This is a genomic window from Alistipes sp. AM16-43 (genome assembly GCF_003435745.1).
Classification (GTDB): Bacteria; Bacteroidota; Bacteroidia; order Bacteroidales; family Rikenellaceae; genus Alistipes; species Alistipes onderdonkii.
The window spans coordinates 313422-330333 of sequence record NZ_QTUQ01000004.1 but is presented as its reverse complement, the minus strand read 5'-3'; the positions used below and the strand labels follow the sequence as shown (position 1 = coordinate 330333).

Sequence of the window (16912 nt, the reverse complement as noted above, 5' to 3'; positions counted from 1 at the left end):
TGCGGGGTAGGGTTATATTTCGTTATAGAAGGTGTCGCGTTCCACGGCGCGGTAGCCGGCCGCCCGGACGATGCGGTGCATGTCGCCGATGCTCATCGAAGGCTTCCGGTCTTCGGCCCCGGCCATCGAGTAGATCCTCGTCGTGTCGTCGATCGTGCCGTCGATGTCGTCGGCGCCGAACGCCAATGCCAGTTCGGTCGTTGCCTTGCCGTACATCACCCAGTAAGCCTTGATGTGGGGTATGTTGTCCAGGTAGATCCGGCTCATGGCCAGCATCCGCAGGTCTTCGATCACCGACACTTCGCCGATTTCGGACATCGGGTTGCCGAAATTGCGGTATTTGAGCGGGATGAAGGCGTTGAACCCGCCTGTGAGGTCTTGCAGTTCCCTGAGGCGCCGCAGGTGGTTGATGCGGTGGCGGAGTTCCTCGACATGCCCGTAGAGGATCGTGGCGTTGGTCGGGATGCCGAGCCGGTGTGCCGCCTCGTGTACTCCGAGCCATTCGGCCGTCGAGCCCTTCTCGGGGCATATCCGCTGCCGGATCCGCTCGTCGAATATCTCCGCCCCTCCGCCCGGTATGGCGTCCATCCCGGCCTGCTTGAGCTGCCGCAACCCTTCCTCCGTCGTCAGTCCCGCCTTGCGGATCATGTATGACAGTTCGATCGCCGTAAATGCCTTGACGGCCGCCCCGGGCAATATGGCTTTCACGCGGCGGATCATGTCGGTGTAGTAATCCAGCCCGTGGTCGGGGTGTACCCCGCCTACGATATGCACTTCGGTGATGCCTTTCCCCTGCCGTTCGCGGGCGATTTGTTCGATTTCGTCCATCGTATAGTCCCACGCTTCGGGGTCGCCCGCCGGACGCCGGTAGGAGCAGAACCGGCAGTTGAAGACGCAGCGGTTCGTCGGCTCGATGTGGAAATTGCGGTTGTAATAAACCTTGTCGCCGCTTACGCGCTGTTTGGCTGCGGTTGCCAGTTCGCCCAGCAGCCACAGCGGGGCCTCGCGCCAGAGCCGTGCGGCTTCGGCGTCGTCGATGCGCTCTGCGCGGCGCACTTTGGCGGCTATGTCGTCGATGTGTCGCATGTTATTTCGGGGCTTTCCGGTAGAGGTAGATGGCGATGAACAGGTAGATGATATTGGGTAGCCATACGGCCAGCCCGGGCGGCAGGGTGCCGCTCTTGGCGAACTCCTCGAAGAAGCGGTTGAAGAGAATGTACGAGAAACAGAGCCCCGTGCCGATGCCGATATGGAGTCCCGTTCCGCCCCGCACCTTGCGCGAGGAGAGCGAGACGCCGATCAGCGTCAGGATGAAGGTCGAGAGCGGATAGGCGAAGCGGGCGTGCTTCTCTACCTCGATGATGTTGATCGAATCTGAACCCTTGGCGCGCTGCTGGTCGAGGAACTCGTTCAGTTCCGTAATGTTCATGGTCTGTATCAGGTCGTTGATCTCGCCCAGCTCGGCCACTTCGAGGTTGATGAGCGTGTCGAGGTTGCGGAACTGCTCGAATTTCTCGATGCCCAGCGAGTCGAATTCGCGCTTGGTGTAGCGCGGTGCCGTCCAGCGTTTGGTCTCGGGGTTGAATTTCACGTCGGCCGCTTCGAGCGAGCGGGTCATCGTGCCGCTGTAATACTCCTCCAGCGCGAGGAACGACGCCTGCTGCGAACCGTCGTTGTAACCGCGGATGTAGGCGAACGTCCCCGGCTCGATCTGCCGGTAGATGTGGCGGTTGAACTTGGCGTTCTGCTTGCGTTTTATGTACTGCGACTCGAAATTGACGATGTGCCGCTGCGAAATGGGTATCAGCCAGAGGTTCAGCGTCAGCGAAAGGCTGCCGATGATCAGCGCCCCGAGGAAATAGGGCCACATCAGGCGGCGGAACGACATGCCGCCCGAGAGCATGGCGACGATCTCGGTCTGGTAGGCCATCTTCGAGGTGAAGAAGATGCAGGCGATGAAGGTGAACAGTCCGCTGAACTGGTTGATGAAGAACGGGATGAAATTCAGGTAGTAGTCGAAGATCACCTCGTTGAGCGGGGCGTGCAGTTCCGTGAAGTCGTCGATCTTCTCCACGTAGTCGAACAGTACGACCACGACGATAATCATCGCGATGGCGAAGAAGTAGGTCGCGAGGAATTTCCCCAGTATGTAGCGGTCTAAGATCTTAAACCCCGGAAAACGCAGCTTCATCTTTTCGGTTGTCAATATTTTTCGAATGCGATCCATTCGGTTTGATCCGGATCGTCGATCGCAGGCCGTGCGAACCTGTACAACTCTCCGCAGCCGTGGATAACGGCCGTATTGCCTTCGAACCGGATAAACGACCAGTAGATGCCGTCCTCGTCGAAGACACACTGGTAGGGACTGAATTTCGTGTTGTCAATTTTCAGCGGTTCGGCGCTCTCGGCGCGGTTGTCGGGGGCCATGTAGGCGGTGTGCTCCCGCGAGTTGTCCATCATACGGACGTTCTGTGCGAAAAGTCCGCCGTGGTCGTTAAACCGCAGGCGGGCGGCTCGGCAATAGACGAATCCCGGCTCGATATTGAACGTATAACTGTGCCGGTTGGTTCCCGCTTGGAAGCTGACGGTTCCGTTTTCGCAGTGGCATCTCGTGCCCAAGCACCATTGCTGGATGCAGGAGCCGATCTCCAACGGCGAGGCTTTCAGCATCTCGTAGGGTGCGACGACCTCAAAGTTTTCCACTTTTTCGAGCATTCGTTCCCGACCGTCTACCACGATACGCAGCCGTCCGTCGGGCTGCACGGTTCCCAAATCGGCGGATTGTCGTGCTTCTCCGGGTGTCCAGATATACTGCATGAGCACCGTGTCGGGCGTGAATACGGTTTTACCCAATAACACGGTGTCCGTGGCGTCCGTGAGTTGCAGGAGGGAGGTTGTTATGCTGTCATTGCGCTCGAATAGCAGCGCGAAGCGTTTTGAACGGAACAGTTCGCAGTCCTTATCAGCCCAAACCCCAACCGCAGGAGATGCCGCCGCCGGTTTGTTCTCCGAACAGGACGGGCTGGCCAGCAAGACCCACAACCCGAACAGGATGACTTGAATTGATCTTTTCATAATCTTTTTTTCGTTTGGTTGTTTGATAAAAGCCTTTTACAGTCTGCGCATCAGTTTGCCGACCATCGCCTCCTTCCACGGCTTGAAATCCCCGGCCGCGATGTGCTGGCGGGCCATCGTCACCAGCCGCAGGTAGAAGGCGATGTTGTGCAGCGAGGCGATCTGCGCCGCCAGCATTTCGCCGCATGTCACCAGGTGGTGTAGGTAGGCTTTCGTATAGAGCGTGTCGACGAACGCCGTGCCCTCGGGGTCGATCGGCGAGAAGTCGTCCTCCCATTTCTTGTTGCGGATGTTGATGACGCCTTCGGCCGTGAACAGCTGCCCGTTGCGGCCGTTGCGCGTCGGCATCACGCAGTCGAACATGTCCACGCCGCGCTCGATCCCTTCGAGGATGTTCACCGGCGTGCCCACGCCCATTAAATAACGGGGACGGTCTTCGGGCAGTATGGCGTTGACCACTTCGATCATCTCGTACATTACCTCGGTCGGTTCGCCGACCGCCAGTCCGCCGATGGCATACCCGTCGGCGCCGTACTGTTGCACGTTTTCGGCCGCATGCGCCCGGAGGTCGGGGTATGTGCATCCCTGTACGATGGGGAACAGCGCCTGGTAGTGGCCGTATTTGGGCTCGGTCTGATGGTAACGGTCGAAGCAGCGATCCAGCCATCGCTCGGTCAGCGCCAGCGATTTGGCCGCGTATTCGCGCGGGGCGTCGCCCGGGGGGCATTCGTCGAAAGCCATCATGATGTCGGCGCCGATCGTGCGCTCGGTGTCCACGACGCTTTCGGGGGTGAAGAGGTGTTTCGAACCGTCGATATGCGACCGGAAATGGCATCCCTCCTCTTTGAGCTTGCGGCAAGCTGCGAGCGAGAAGACCTGGAAGCCGCCGCTGTCGGTGAGCATCGGCCCTTCCCAGGTCGAGAAACGGTGTACGCCCCCGGCCTTTTCGATGATCTCCATGCCGGGGCGCATGTAGAGGTGGTAGGTGTTCGCCAGGATGATCTGCGCCCGGGCCTCGTCGCGCACGTCGCGGTGGAAAATGCCTTTGACCGTGGCGGCTGTACCCACAGGCATGAAAATCGGGGTGCGGATGACGCCGTGGTCTGTCGCCAGTTCGCCCGCGCGGGCTTTGGATGCCGGATCCTTATGCTGTAATGTAAACTTCATGCTCATATATTCGGCAAAAATACATAAAATAATCTGATTTGGGAATTCTGAATTCTGAATTGTTTTGTACCTTTGCACATATTTCGCCTGTATGCAATTTTTCGATACTTTTCTGACATGCTACGGCTGGGAAGGCATTGCCCTCGCAGGGGCCGTGCTCGCCATGTTCGGCGTGCAGTTGTACTACTATATTTTCGTTTACGGCCGTATTCCCGGCTACAAGAACAACCGCCGCCCGGCCGTGCTGGAGGCCGATCCCCAGGTGTCGGTCGTTATCCCGCTCTTCTCGGAGGACTATTCGTTCGTCGAGGAGCGGCTGCCGCTGATCCTGGCGCAGAACTACCCCGATTTCGAGGTGGTGATCGTCTACGTCGGCCACGATTCCGATTTCTACGAGGAGCTCGTGCGGCTGAAACAGTCGTTCCCCCAAATCGTGACGACCAAGATTCACCTCGATCCCCGCTTTCCCATCTCGCGCAAGATGGCGCTCAACGTGGGCATCAAGTCGGCGCACTACGAGTGCATGGTCTTCACTTCGACCGATGCCGTCCCCCAGACCGACCGCTGGCTGGCATTGATGGCCAAGGGCTTTACGCGGGGCGAGATCGTTGTGGGTTACTGCGGCGTGGAGCGCAGGAAAGGCTTTGCGAACTACATGATGCGCGCCTGGCGCATGATGCACTCCGCCGACTGGATCGCCCGTGCCGTGCGCCGAAACCCTTACCGGGGAACGCTCCACAACATCGGGTTTACGAAGAACATCTATTTCGGCTCCAAGGGGTTCAGCCATCTCAACATGAATATCGGCGAGGACGACCTCTACATGCAGAAGGTCATGACGCACGACAATGTGAGCGTGATCCTCTCGCCGCGTGCGACGTTGCGCGAGAAAATGTGGGGCGGTATGCGCTGGTGGATGGGGCAGTTGCGTTATTACGGTTCGGCATTCGCGTTCTATCCGCAGCAGGTGAAGAATTACATCCAGTGGGAACTGGGGTCGCGGGCGCTTTTTTTCATCACGGCCGCCTGTGCGCTGGCGGTGATGCCGTTCGAATACAAGATCGCGGCCCTCGTGCTGGTGCTGGTTCGCTACCTGCTCGTGGCGATTCAGGTGCGACGCATCGCACGCCGCCTGGGAGAGGCGGGCATGGCCGGCCGTTATTTTGTTTACGACCTGCTCAGTCCGCTGTGGGCGTTCCTGCTCGGGGTGCTGCTGCTGCGACGAGATGACCGCGTATGGAGATAGCCGACTATATCGTCGCCGAAGACCGGCGCCTGGTGGAACTCGTGCTCGAAGGCGACGACAGGGCCTTCGAATACCTGTTCAACCGTTACCGCGATGCGATCCACCGCCTTTTCGTGCAGCGGCTGGGGGGTGTCAACGATGCCGACGACCTGTTGCAGGAGACGTTCATCAAGGTCTACATCAACCTGCACCGTTACAGTACCGCCTATACCTTCGGGCAGTGGGTTTACACCATCGCCCGCAATACGTTCATCGACTTCGTGCGGCGCCGCCAGGACGACCTGTCGATCGACGAACGTTTCTCCTCGCCTCCGTCGACGACTCCGACGCCCGAAGAGAGCGTCATCAGCATGCAGCAACGGACGCAGATCGAGCATTACCTCGAACGCCTCGCCCCGCGCTACCGGACGCTGATCGTCATGCGGTTCTTCGACGAATACTCTTACGAAGAGATCGCCGCCAACCTCAAATTGCCGCTCGGCACCGTCAAGACGCAGATACACCGTGCCCGCGAACAGATGTGCCGCCTGATAACCGAAGGCGAGAAAAACTAACCCCCCCCCGGAAAAACCGATCCGCATGGAACTTATCGACAAATATTTCCCCGCCCTGACGGAGTTGCAGCGGCAGCAGTTCGCCGCCTTGTACGGCCTTTACGCCGACTGGAACGCCAAGATCAACGTCGTCTCGCGCAAGGATTTCGACCAGCTCTACCTGCGCCATGTGCTGCATTCGCTCGCCATCGCCAAGGTCTGTACGTTCGATGCCGGTGCCCGTATCCTCGACGTGGGGTGCGGCGGCGGCTTCCCTTCGGTGCCGCTGGCGATTCTCTTTCCCGAGGCGCATTTCACCGCCGCCGATTCCATCCGCAAGAAGATCACGGTCGTCGAGGGCGTCGCCGCCGGGCTCGGGCTGCGGAACCTCGATCCCCGCTGCGTGCGGGTCGAGACGCTGCAGGAACGCTACGATTATGTCGTTTCGCGCGCCGTCACGGCAATGCCGGAGTTCGTCGGATGGATCTGGGCGAAAATCGGGAAGGGACAGAAAGGCTCGCTTCCGAACGGCATTCTCTACCTCAAGGGCGGCGACCTGGCCGAAGAACTGGCGCAGACCGGTATGCGTTGGTATATCTACGATATTCCGCGCTTCTTCGGCGAGGAGTTCTTCGAGACCAAGAAAGTGGTCTATACCCCTAAAAAATAAATCCGTATGGCAGACGGCGCGCTCCTTCCCGGGTTGCTGTTGTGGTCGCTGCCCGCGATGTTCCTGCTCCACGATGCCGAGGAGGTGCTCTTGCTTCCGCCGTGGCTTCGCCGCAACCGGGAGTGGCTGGCGCGGCGTTTCCCGCAGCTCGCCCGCCGCATGCTCCTGCATTTCGACGGGATCTCCCCCTTGCGGTTTGCCGCCATGGCTGTCGAAGAACTGGTTTTGCTGGTGGCGGTAACGGCCTGTGCGGCCCTTGCCGGCTGTTATTATCCGTGGCTGGCCCTGTTCCTTGCGTTCGGGATGCACCTGCTGATCCATCTCGGGCAGTGGGTTGCCGTGGGACGCTATGTCCCCGTCGTTGCGACGTCGCTGTCGTGCCTGGCGTGCTGTGGCTGGGGACTGTGCATCATGATAAACTCCCGGTTCTTTTCGCTCCGGGAGTTCGTGTTATGCGGGATGGCGGGATGTCTCGTCGCCGCGGTCAATCTCTGGCTCGTGCATCGGCTGGCGACACCAGCCGTTTCAGGCCGGGAGCACAGGTGATTACTTTCCCTGTTTGGGCTGCTGTCTGTCGAGGATCGTTTGCAGGTTGGCCATGAATTTGTCGGGCTTGGCCGCCCCCTGTATGCGCCCCAGCAGTTCGCCCTGCGTGTCGAAGACCAGGTAGAGCGGGATCGCCCCGCTGCCGTAGCGTTTCAGCAGTTCCTTGCCCGTGGTTTTGTCCACGTCGTATTTGGCGGCCACGAAATGCCGTTCCATGAAATCCCCCACGTCCTTGCGTGAGAAAACCTCCCGTTCCATCGTGCGGCAGGGCGGACACCACGTGGCGTAGAGGTCGATGAAGACCAGTTTCCCGGTTTTGACCGCCATCTCCCGGACGGCGTCGGTCGATTTTGTTTCGAATTTCACCTGTGCCTGTGCGGCGCCCGCTCCGAGTGCCAGCATCAGTATGAAGGTCAGTTTTTTCATGCGGATTCGTTTTCCGTATAACGTGCAAGAACCGTGCTCTATTGCCCGCCTTCGAGTGCCGAAGTGCTTAGCAGCCCGCAGGCCGCCTGGATGTCCTCCCCGCGCGAAGCCCGGATCGTGGTTTGTATGCCCTTGGCCGTCAGCGTGTCGCGCAAACGCACCATGGCTGCGTCGTCCGGCGAGAAATAGGGTGACCCGGGGATTTTATGGAACCGGATCAGGTTGATGCGGCACTTGATGCCGTCCAGCAGGCGGCACAGTTCGCGGATATGCCGCGGCGAGTCGTTCAGCCCGCTCATGACGATGTATTCGAACGATACGCGGCGCTGGTGCGTGAAGTCGTATCGGCGCAGGATTGCCGCGACCTCGGCGACCGGCCATGCCCGTTCGACGGGCATGATGGCTGCCCGCTCCTCGTGGAAGGGGTTGTGCAGGCTCACGGCCAGGTGCACCTTCGTGCTGTCGAGCAACCGCCGCAACTCGGGGACGACGCCCGCCGTGGAGAGCGTGATGCGCGTGGGCGACCAACCGAAGCCCCATTCCGCCGTGAGGATGTCGAGCGTTCTGAGCACGTTGTCCATATTGTCCAGCGGTTCGCCCATGCCCATGAAAACTACGTTCGTCAGCGTGTCGCGTTCGGGCAGGGAGACGATCTGGTTGAGGATTTCGGCCGCCGTAAGCGAGTGTTGCAGCCCCTGCCGCCCCGTGGCGCAGAATTTACACCCCATGCGGCACCCGGCCTGCGACGAGACGCAGAGCGTGGCCCTGTCGCCGTCGGGAATATAGGCCGATTCGATGTAGGCTCCCTGCTGTGTGCGGAAGAGGTATTTCTTCGTGCCGTCGGCCGATTCGGTGACCCGTTCGGGCGGGGTCAGCACCTGCCGGAACCGTTCGGCCAGCAGGGCGCGCCGGGCAGCCGGGATATCGGTCATCAGCATCGGGTCTTCGATGTGCTTCACATAGAGCCAGCGGGCGAGCTGTCGTGCCGCGAAACGCGGCAGGCCCGTCTCGGCGCAGAGGGCGGCGAGCTCCGCAGGGTTTTTCCCGTATAGTGGTTCCGAAACGGCCATTTATCAATCTCCGATGTGATCTTTTACCCCGCAAAAGTAGGCAAAAAATAAAGATTTTCGTGCCGAATGGCGCATTTTTGAATTTTTATCCATATATTTGTGGTGCATAGCATGTCTATGTGCGATTTATCATTGCCGAACAATTAAATTTAAAATAAATGGAAATCAAGAAATCACCCAAAGCAGACCTTCAGAACAAGCGGGGTCTTTTGCTTGAAATCGGACTTGTCGTAGCCCTTATCCTGGTTATTGCGGCTTTTGCCTACACGCCGAAGGAGTACCGGATCGAAAAGCCGGACTTGAACTACGGCCCGGTCGAAGAAGAAATTACCGAGATTACCCGTCAGGATCAGAAGCCGCCCGAACCTCCCAAGAAGGTCGAGGTGAAGGTGATCGCCGACCTGTTGCAGGTGGTGACCAACGACACGAAGATCACGACCGAGGTGGACTTTGCCGAATTCGACGAGAACACCGAGGTGATCCAGCAGGTCGACGTGGTCGAGGAGACCATCGAGGACGACCAGCCGTTCCTGATCGCCGAGACGATGCCTTCGTTCCAGGGAGGTGACCTCAATACCTTCCGTACGTGGGTTCAGCAGAACGTCAAGTTCCCGCAGATCGCCCTCGAAAACGGCATCCAGGGTCGTGTGGTTCTTTCGTTCGTGATCGAGAAGGACGGACGCCTGACCAATATCCAGGTGTTGCAGACGCCCGACCGGTCGCTTTCCGAAGAGGCCATCCGCGTGCTGAACAAGTCGCCGAAGTGGAGCCCCGGCAAGCAGCGTAACCAGGTTGTACGTGTAAAGTACACCCTGCCCGTTGACTTCCGCGTGCAGAACTAAGCCGGGACGGTGAGGGGATTCCGGCGGCAGCGACCCGGAATCCCGACGATACATACGCTGCACTGGATTCGCGTACTAACCACCTAATTCTGATTGATATGGAGATTAAAAAATCATTCAAGGCAGATCTTAGGAATAAGAGAGGCCTTTTATTGGAGATCGGTTTGGTCGTGGCATTGTCCCTGGTCATTGTCGCATTTACCTATACGCCGGACGAGTACAGGATCCAGAAAGTCGCAGTGAATGTTATGCCCGTCGATGTCGATATTGTCCCGGTCACGACCGACGCGCCCAAACAGAAACCCCAGAAGGTCGAGGTAAAGGCTCTTTCCCAGTTGATCGAGGTCATTCCCAATCACCGGTTCGTGCAGACAGATCTCACGTTCGAGGATTTCGATCCGGATGCGATTGTCGAAATTGTGCCGCCGGCCAAGGACGAGGATTTCGCGGACGACACGATTTTCATTACCGCCGAGACGATGCCATCGTTTCAGGACGGAGACCTCAATACGTTCCGGACGTGGGTGATGCAGAACGTCAAGTTCCCGCAGCTCGCCCTCGAAAACCAGATTCAGGGTCGTGTCGTTCTTTCGTTCGTAATTGACAAGGACGGTCGCCTGACCAATATCGAGGTGTTGCAGTCGCCCGACCGGTCGCTTTCCGAAGAAGCCATCCGCGTGCTGAACAAGTCGCCGAAATGGAGCCCCGGCAAGCAGCGTAACCAGGCTGTGCGTGTCAAATACACGCTCCCGGTCGATTTTCGCGTACAGAACTGACCGGACGTATGTGGTTTGAGTTGAGAATGTTCTGCATGACAATTTAATAATTTAATAAATAGGGTATCCGCCGAAAGCAGGATACCCTTTTTGTAGCATAATGTTTGCTCCCCGCAGGGAGCACCTTCCCTGCCGCATGTTGCGGCACGATGTGACTGTTTAAAATTAAGTGTACGACTTTGACTGAGAATAAGAATATAACCCCGAACTCCGAGGCCGTTCCCGATTGCAGGGAGCGCGCCGTGATGGTCGCCGTTATCCGCGACAACCAGGATCCGCGGCAGGCCGAAGAGTTCCTCGACGAACTCGAATTCCTGGCCGAAACGGCCGATATCGTGAGTGTGAAACGCTTTACGCAGCGGCTGCCGCAGCCTTCGGCCCGCATATACGTCGGCCCGGGCAAGTTGGAAGAGATCGCCGGTTACTGCCGGGAGCAGCAGATCGACGTGGTGATTTTCGACGACGAGCTCTCCCCGTCGCAGACGCGCAATATCGAAAAGGCCATGCCCTGCCGCATCCTCGACCGTACGCGCCTGATCCTCGACATCTTCATGTCGCGGGCGCAGACGGCCTATGCCAAGACGCAGGTGCAGCTGGCCAACTACGAATATATGCTGCCCCGCCTTTCGGGCATGTGGACTCACCTCGAACGGCAGCGCGGCGGTACCGGAACCCGCGGCGGTGCCGGTGAGCGCGAGATCGAGACCGACCGCCGTATCATCCGCAACCGGATCTCCAAACTCAAGGAGGATCTGCAAAAAATCGACCGTCAGATGGCCGTGCAGCGCTCGAACCGCGGTTCGATGGTGCGTGTGGCGCTGGTAGGCTATACCAACGTGGGCAAGTCCACGTTGATGAACCTGATCTCCAAAAGCGAGGTGTTTGCCGAGAACAAACTCTTTGCGACACTCGACACGACGGTGCGCAAGGTGGTTTTCGACAACCTCCCGTTCCTGCTGTCCGATACCGTGGGATTCATCCGCAAACTGCCCACCGAGCTGATCGAGTCGTTCAAATCGACGCTCGACGAGGTGCGCGAAGCCGACCTGCTGGTGCATGTGGTCGACATCTCGCATCCGCAGTTCGAAGAGCAGATCGACGTGGTGAAACAGACCCTGCAGGATATCGGCGCGGGCGACAAACCCGTTTACCTGGTCTTCAACAAGGTCGATGCCTATACCTATGTCAGGAAGGACGAGGACGACCTCACGCCCGCCACGCGCGAGAACCTGTCGCTCGACGACCTGAAAAAGAGCTGGATTGCCCGGGCCAATACCCCCTGCATTTTCCTTTCGGCGCTTGCCAAGACCAACATCGAGAAATTCCGTTCGGATCTCTACGGGATGGTACGCGAGATACATGCTGGGCGTTACCCCTTCAACAACTTCCTCTATTGACAACCAAACTTCATACCTATGACCTTGCATATTTTGAGTAAACAGGACACTGTCCTCAACAAGTTCATCGCACAGATCCGCGATAAGTTGGTGCAGAAGGACTCGATGCGCTTCCGCCGTAACCTGGAGCGTATCGGGGAAATCACGGCCTACGAGATCTCGAAGGAGCTCGCCTATTCGCCCCGTGTCGTCGAGACGCCGCTGGGCGAAGCGGAGGTCGGGCTGATCAACGACCAGGTCGTCGTGGCGACGATCCTGCGGGCCGGGCTGCCTTACCATCAGGGATTCCTGAACTACTTCGACGATGCCGAGAACGCTTTTGTTTCGGCCTACCGTAAAAGTACGAAAGACGGCAAGTTTACGGTCAAGGTCGAGTATATCTCGTGCGGCGACCTCGAAGGCAAGGTCTTGTTGCTGGTCGATCCGATGCTCGCCACGGGCTCTTCGCTCGTGTTGGCCTATAAGGCCTTGTGCGAGAAGGGCGGTACACCCAAATATACGCACGTTGCGGCTGTGATTGCCAGCGAACAGGGGATCGACTACGTGCAGAAGAATATGCCGCGCAAAACCACCACGGTCTGGGCGGCCGCCGTCGACGAAGAGTTGACCTCGCGCTGCTATATTGTTCCGGGTATCGGCGATGCCGGTGACCTGGCCTACGGCGAGAAGGTCTGACCCCGGCATCCCTGTGCCGGATTCATCCGGCACCGATCTGTCTCGGAAAATCCCGGTGTCGGGGGTGCCGCCGACCTCAAGCCCTGCGGTAGGGGGCGGAGAACCCGGTGTCGACCGACAAACGAACCTCTGCTCCGTATGGCGGAGGAGCCGGTGTCGGTTTCCTGCGGTGGAAAAATCCGATCCGCTGCTTCCTGTGGCTGTCTGTTCGGAACGGATGTGCCCTGCCGGGGCGGGCTTTCGGCGGGTTCCGGCACTTTGATAGGTATAACCGCCAAATTAAGATGTGCGCATGGTAAAGAAGAAGATAGCTTTTGTTTTAGCGGTGTTCTGTGCGACCGTTCTGCTGATGGCCGTCCAGAAACCCGTTTTCCTGGCCTACTATGCGGCCGATGCCGCGCAGGCTTCCGTCGGCGAATGGCTGGGCGTCGTGTGGCACGGGCTGACGCTCGACAGCACCGTCGCCGGGTATGTCACCGCACTGCCGCTGCTGCTGACCCTTGTGTCGCTGTGGGTGCGGCTGCCCGGGAGAATATGGCGGCGGGTGCTGACAGGCTATTTCGTGTTGGTCGCAACCGTCACGGCGGTCATCTTCGCCGTCGATGTCGAGTTATACCAGCATTGGGGCTTCCGCCTCGATGCGACGATCCTGATTTACCTTACCGACCCCCGGGAGGCCATGGCGAGCGTCGATTTCTGGCTCGGGGTGCGCCAGACCTTGCTGGCCGTCGCCTACGCGGCGCTTATGGTTTGGGTCTACCGCCTTGTCTGCCGCCTGTTCGACGGGGAGCCGCTGCGCCGACGTGCGGCGCTGCCGTGGAGCCTTGTCCTGCTGCTGCTCGCCGGGTGCGATTTCCTCGCCATCCGCGGCGGGCTGGGGGCTTCGGTCGCCAATGTGTCGAAGGCCTATTTCAGTGCGAACATGTTTCTGAATCATGCGGCGACCAACCCGGTCTTTTCGTTCCTCACGAGCCTCGGCGATCATACCGACTATGCCGCCGAATACCCCTTCTTCGACGAGGCCGGACGCGAGGAACGGTTTGCCCCCTTGCGCGGGAACAACCCTTCCGCCGCCGCTCCCGAGCGGGTGCTGACGACCCCTCGCCCCAATGTCGTGGTGGTTATTCTCGAAAGTTTCGCCCGTACGGTCATGGATGCCGATGTCGGCGGCCTGCCCGTCATGCCCAACATGCAGCGCCTGAAGGGCGAAGGCATCTGGTTCGAAAATTTCTTCGCCAACTCGTTCCGCACCGACCGGGGCGAGGTGGCTATCCTGAGCGGATTTCCTGCCCAGACCCGCATGTCGATCATGAAGCTCCCGGCCAAGAGCCGTAACCTGCCCTCGCTGGCGCGTTCGCTCTCCGGCGTGGGGTATGCCACCTGCTTCTCCTATGGCGGCGACCTGAACTTCACCAACCAGGCTTCGTACATGTACGCTACGGGCTGGCAGCAGCTCACGTGGCAGAAAGACCTGCGCTTCGATACCCCGCCGGCCGACTGGGGCTATGACGACGCGGTGATGTGCGACTGGTTCGCCGACCGCGTGATCGCCCTGAGCGGGAAGGGCGAGCCGTTCCTGGCCGGCATGCTGACATTGAGCAGCCATCGCCCGTTCGACGTGCCGTTCTCGAAGTTCGACGACAAGGAACTCAACGCCTTCGCCTTTTCCGATGAATGCGTCGGCCGTATGGTCGACAAACTGAAGGCTTCGCCGGCATGGGACAATCTGCTTCTGGTGCTGGTCGCCGACCACGGCTATCCGTGGCCGCGGAGCCTCTCCTATAACGAGCCGCTGCGCCACCGCATCCCGATGATCTGGCTGGGCGGCGCCGTCGCTGCACCGCGTGTGGTCGATACCTACGCCTCGCAGATCGACATCTGCGCCACGATCCTCGGGCAGCTGGGGATCGACCATTCGGATTTCGATTACAGCAAGGATATTTTCGCGCCGACCCCCCCCCGCAAATTCGCTTACTATACGTTCAACGACGGTTTCGGCGTGGTCGATGCCTCGGGGGAGGCCGTGTGGGACGCTACGAGCGGCAAGGCCGTCAGCGAGACCGCGCCCGGCCTGCTGGATATCGGCCGCACGATGCTTCAGACAACCTATGTCGACATCGGAAACCGCTGATTCCGGGACAAATACCTGAAATTAGGTATTGCGCGGTGTGCGGTAATTCGTTATTTTTGCAGATATAGAACATATTATGTATAGAATAGGGCGATACAATTCCGACGACCGCATGTGCGACCTGGTTTGCGACCGCTATCCCGTGCTGCTTATCATGAGCCGCTTCGGTATCGCATTGGGTTTCGGTGACAAGACCATCGGCGAGGTCTGCCTCGACAGCGGGGTCGATACGGCTACTTTCCTGGCTGTCGTCAACATGCACTCCGACGATAAGGCTCCCGACCCGGAGACGATCTCGGTGGCTGCGCTCGTCGGCTACCTGCGCAATTCGCATGTCTATTTTCTCGATTTCCGGCTTCCGGCTATCCGCCGCAAGCTGATCGAGGCGATCGATTGCAGTCATAACGACGTGGCTTTCGCCATCCTGCGGTTCTTCGACGAGTACGTCGCCGAAGTGCACAAGCACATGGACTACGAGGAACAAAAGGTTTTCCCCTATGTCGAAGGGTTGCTCCGGGGGGAGCATCCCGAGGGTTATTCGATCGACATATTCCGCCGGCACCACGACCAAGTCGAGGCGAAACTCGCCGAACTGAAGCGGATCATCATCCGTTATTACCCCTCGGGCAGCACCAACGAACTGAACGGCGTGCTTTTTGACATCTTCACCTGCGAGCGCGACCTGGCGTCGCACAACGATATCGAGGATCGTCTGTTCATTCCGGCAATCAAGCGGCTCGAAGAGCAGACGGGAACGCGAGGCCGGGCATCGGGCGCACAGCCCGGGGACATGCCTCCGAGGCAACCCGCCCCCAAGAAAGGAGGCCGTCGATGAAGGCGTTGAAACTCGCCGTCGCCGAGCCTTCGGCCATCCTGCGCTGCGGCATTATCGCCGTGTTGCGCCGCCTGCCGGCCCCAGACGTCGATATCCTCGAAATCGCCGATATTTCGCAGCTCACGGCGCAGTTGTCGCGCCATCGTCCCGACGTGCTGGTCGTCAACCCGGCTTCGCTGGGGTTCTGTACGCCGCAGCAACTGAGGATGCAAACCGGTTGCGAGAGCCTGCGCTGCATTGCGTTGCAAATGGCCGTGACGGACGCTGCTATGCTCAATGCCTATGATGAGGTGCTTTCGGTCTACGACCCGGTCGAGACGCTGCGCGAAAAGATCATGCAACCGGTCGGCGATGCACCCCGTGAAGAGCGCCAGGAGCCGTTGAGCGCCCGCGAACGCGAGATCGTCGTCTGCATCGTTAAGGGCATGACCAACAAGCAGATCGCCGATGCACTCTGCATCTCGACCCATACGGTCATCACACATCGGCGCAACATCGTGGCCAAGTTGCAGATACACTCTCCGGCAGGGCTTACGATCTACGCCATCGTCAACAAACTGGTCGATCTCTCGGACATCCGGGATACGATCGCTGAAATATAACGGTTATGGCACACGAACACCATCATCACGACCATACGGTCACGTCGCTCAACAAAGCCTTTATCCTCGGCATTGTGCTCAACGTGGCATTCGTTGTCGTCGAATTCGCCGTCGGGCTCTATTACGGGTCGATGGGGCTGCTGTCCGATGCCGGGCACAACCTTTCCGACGTGGCGAGCCTGCTGCTGGCCATGCTGGCTTTCCGCCTTGCACAGGCCCATGCTACGCCCCGGTATACCTACGGCTATAAGAAGAGCACGGTGCTCATTTCGCTGCTCAACTCCGTGATCCTGCTCGTCGCCGTGGGGGTCATTGTTGCCGAGAGCGTGGGGCGGATGCTGCATCCGGCACCCGTCGAGGGCGGAGCCATCGCCTGGACGGCCGGCGTCGGGGTTGTGATCAACGGCTTTACGGCCTGGCTCTTCATGAAGGATAAGGACAAAGACCTGAACGTGAAAGGGGCTTATTTGCATATGGCCGCCGATGCGCTGGTGTCGGTGGGGGTGCTGGTGTCGGGTGTCGTGATTTCGTGGACGGGATGGACGATCGTAGACCCCGTCGTCGGGCTTGTCGTTGCCGCCGTGATCGTGGCATCGGTCTGGTCGCTGACGCGCGACAGCCTGCGCCTGTCGCTCGACGGTGTGCCCGTGGGTATCCGCATTGCCGAAGTGGAAAAGACGATGGTGGCTGTGCCGGGTGTCAAGGCCGTGCACCACATCCATGTCTGGGCGATCAGCACTACCGAAAATGCCCTTACGGCGCATGTCGTGTTGGCAGAGCTGCCCCGTATGGAAACGGTCAAGAGACAGCTCAAAGCGGAGCTGGAAACGGCCGGGATCCACCATGTGACACTCGAATTCGAATCTTCGGCCGAACATTGCCCCGGGACGTGCGACTGATAGCGCTACCGGCCGGGAGGGA

General features: G+C 59.2%; 18 protein-coding genes. 12 read left to right on the top strand and 6 right to left on the bottom strand.

Going from position 1 to position 16912, the window contains the following annotated elements; translation table 11 throughout:
- Window positions 1-12 precede the first annotated feature (12 nt).
- The 4 genes from mqnE to tgt are packed head-to-tail and all read right to left on the bottom strand — an operon-like array spanning window position 13 to window position 4242.
- Window positions 13-1086, bottom strand: coding sequence for an aminofutalosine synthase MqnE (mqnE, locus tag DW189_RS09890; RefSeq protein WP_055202091.1), 1074 nt, complete (start codon window positions 1084-1086; stop codon window positions 13-15).
- Window position 1087: 1 nt separating this feature from the next.
- On the bottom strand, window positions 1088-2191 hold the full coding sequence (locus tag DW189_RS09885) for an LptF/LptG family permease (RefSeq protein WP_055202093.1): 1104 nt from the start codon (window positions 2189-2191) through the stop codon (window positions 1088-1090).
- 11 nt (window positions 2192-2202) lie between these two features.
- Entirely contained in the window at window positions 2203-3075 is an 873-nt protein-coding gene (locus DW189_RS09880; RefSeq protein ID WP_141417810.1) for a hypothetical protein, read from the bottom strand.
- A gap of 36 nt (window positions 3076-3111) precedes the next feature.
- Entirely contained in the window at window positions 3112-4242 is a 1131-nt protein-coding gene (gene tgt / locus DW189_RS09875) for a tRNA guanosine(34) transglycosylase Tgt (RefSeq protein ID WP_117507922.1), read from the bottom strand.
- A 91-nt stretch (window positions 4243-4333) separates the two neighbouring features.
- Between tgt and DW189_RS09870 the strand changes: the two genes are divergently transcribed.
- From DW189_RS09870 to DW189_RS09855, 4 genes are read left to right on the top strand one after another with little or no spacing between them, the layout of a single operon-like run.
- Window positions 4334-5488: a glycosyltransferase gene (locus DW189_RS09870; protein WP_055210587.1), complete on the top strand. Its 1155-nt coding sequence runs from the start codon at window positions 4334-4336 to the stop codon at window positions 5486-5488.
- Window positions 5479-6042 (top strand): RNA polymerase sigma factor, encoded by a 564-nt coding sequence (locus DW189_RS09865; RefSeq protein WP_055202095.1) that lies wholly within the window; start codon window positions 5479-5481, stop codon window positions 6040-6042. Before DW189_RS09870 ends, DW189_RS09865 begins: the two co-directional genes overlap by 10 nt.
- Before the next feature lie 25 nt (window positions 6043-6067).
- Complete coding sequence (locus DW189_RS09860; RefSeq protein ID WP_117507884.1) at window positions 6068-6691, top strand: 16S rRNA (guanine(527)-N(7))-methyltransferase RsmG; 624 nt, start codon at window positions 6068-6070, stop codon at window positions 6689-6691.
- A 6-nt stretch (window positions 6692-6697) separates the two neighbouring features.
- Window positions 6698-7237, top strand: a complete 540-nt coding sequence (locus DW189_RS09855) for an HXXEE domain-containing protein (RefSeq protein WP_117507882.1) — start codon at window positions 6698-6700, stop codon at window positions 7235-7237.
- On the opposite strand, the gene DW189_RS09850 is transcribed toward DW189_RS09855, so the two are convergent.
- Window positions 7238-7663, bottom strand: coding sequence for a thioredoxin fold domain-containing protein (locus DW189_RS09850; RefSeq protein WP_117507880.1), 426 nt, complete (start codon window positions 7661-7663; stop codon window positions 7238-7240).
- A gap of 38 nt (window positions 7664-7701) precedes the next feature.
- On the bottom strand, window positions 7702-8733 hold the full coding sequence (rlmN, locus tag DW189_RS09845; protein WP_117507878.1) for a 23S rRNA (adenine(2503)-C(2))-methyltransferase RlmN: 1032 nt from the start codon (window positions 8731-8733) through the stop codon (window positions 7702-7704).
- Between the two features lie 158 nt (window positions 8734-8891).
- On the opposite strand from rlmN, the gene DW189_RS09840 reads away from it, so the two are divergent.
- The 8 genes from DW189_RS09840 (at window position 8892) to DW189_RS09805 (ending at window position 16890) form a co-directional block, all read left to right on the top strand.
- Window positions 8892-9575 (top strand): energy transducer TonB, encoded by a 684-nt coding sequence (locus DW189_RS09840; RefSeq protein WP_018697007.1) that lies wholly within the window; start codon window positions 8892-8894, stop codon window positions 9573-9575.
- Between the two features lie 98 nt (window positions 9576-9673).
- A complete protein-coding gene (locus DW189_RS09835) occupies window positions 9674-10351 on the top strand; it encodes an energy transducer TonB (protein ID WP_117507876.1) in 678 nt (225 codons plus the stop codon).
- A 179-nt stretch (window positions 10352-10530) separates the two neighbouring features.
- Window positions 10531-11748, top strand: a complete 1218-nt coding sequence (hflX, locus tag DW189_RS09830; protein WP_117507874.1) for a GTPase HflX — start codon at window positions 10531-10533, stop codon at window positions 11746-11748.
- An 18-nt stretch (window positions 11749-11766) separates the two neighbouring features.
- Window positions 11767-12423: a uracil phosphoribosyltransferase gene (gene upp / locus DW189_RS09825; protein WP_117507872.1), complete on the top strand. Its 657-nt coding sequence runs from the start codon at window positions 11767-11769 to the stop codon at window positions 12421-12423.
- 292 nt (window positions 12424-12715) lie between these two features.
- Window positions 12716-14554 (top strand): LTA synthase family protein, encoded by a 1839-nt coding sequence (locus DW189_RS09820; RefSeq protein WP_117507870.1) that lies wholly within the window; start codon window positions 12716-12718, stop codon window positions 14552-14554.
- Between the two features lie 76 nt (window positions 14555-14630).
- Entirely contained in the window at window positions 14631-15389 is a 759-nt protein-coding gene (locus DW189_RS09815; protein ID WP_232045721.1) for a hemerythrin domain-containing protein, read from the top strand.
- Complete coding sequence (locus tag DW189_RS09810; RefSeq protein ID WP_117507866.1) at window positions 15386-15991, top strand: response regulator transcription factor; 606 nt, start codon at window positions 15386-15388, stop codon at window positions 15989-15991. The genes DW189_RS09815 and DW189_RS09810 overlap by 4 nt, the downstream gene beginning before the upstream one ends.
- Window positions 15992-15996: 5 nt before the next feature.
- Window positions 15997-16890 carry a cation diffusion facilitator family transporter gene (locus tag DW189_RS09805; RefSeq protein ID WP_117507864.1) on the top strand — a complete coding sequence of 298 codons (894 nt, stop codon included), beginning with the start codon at window positions 15997-15999 and terminating at the stop codon, window positions 16888-16890.
- The last annotated feature ends 22 nt before the right edge of the window (window positions 16891-16912 follow it).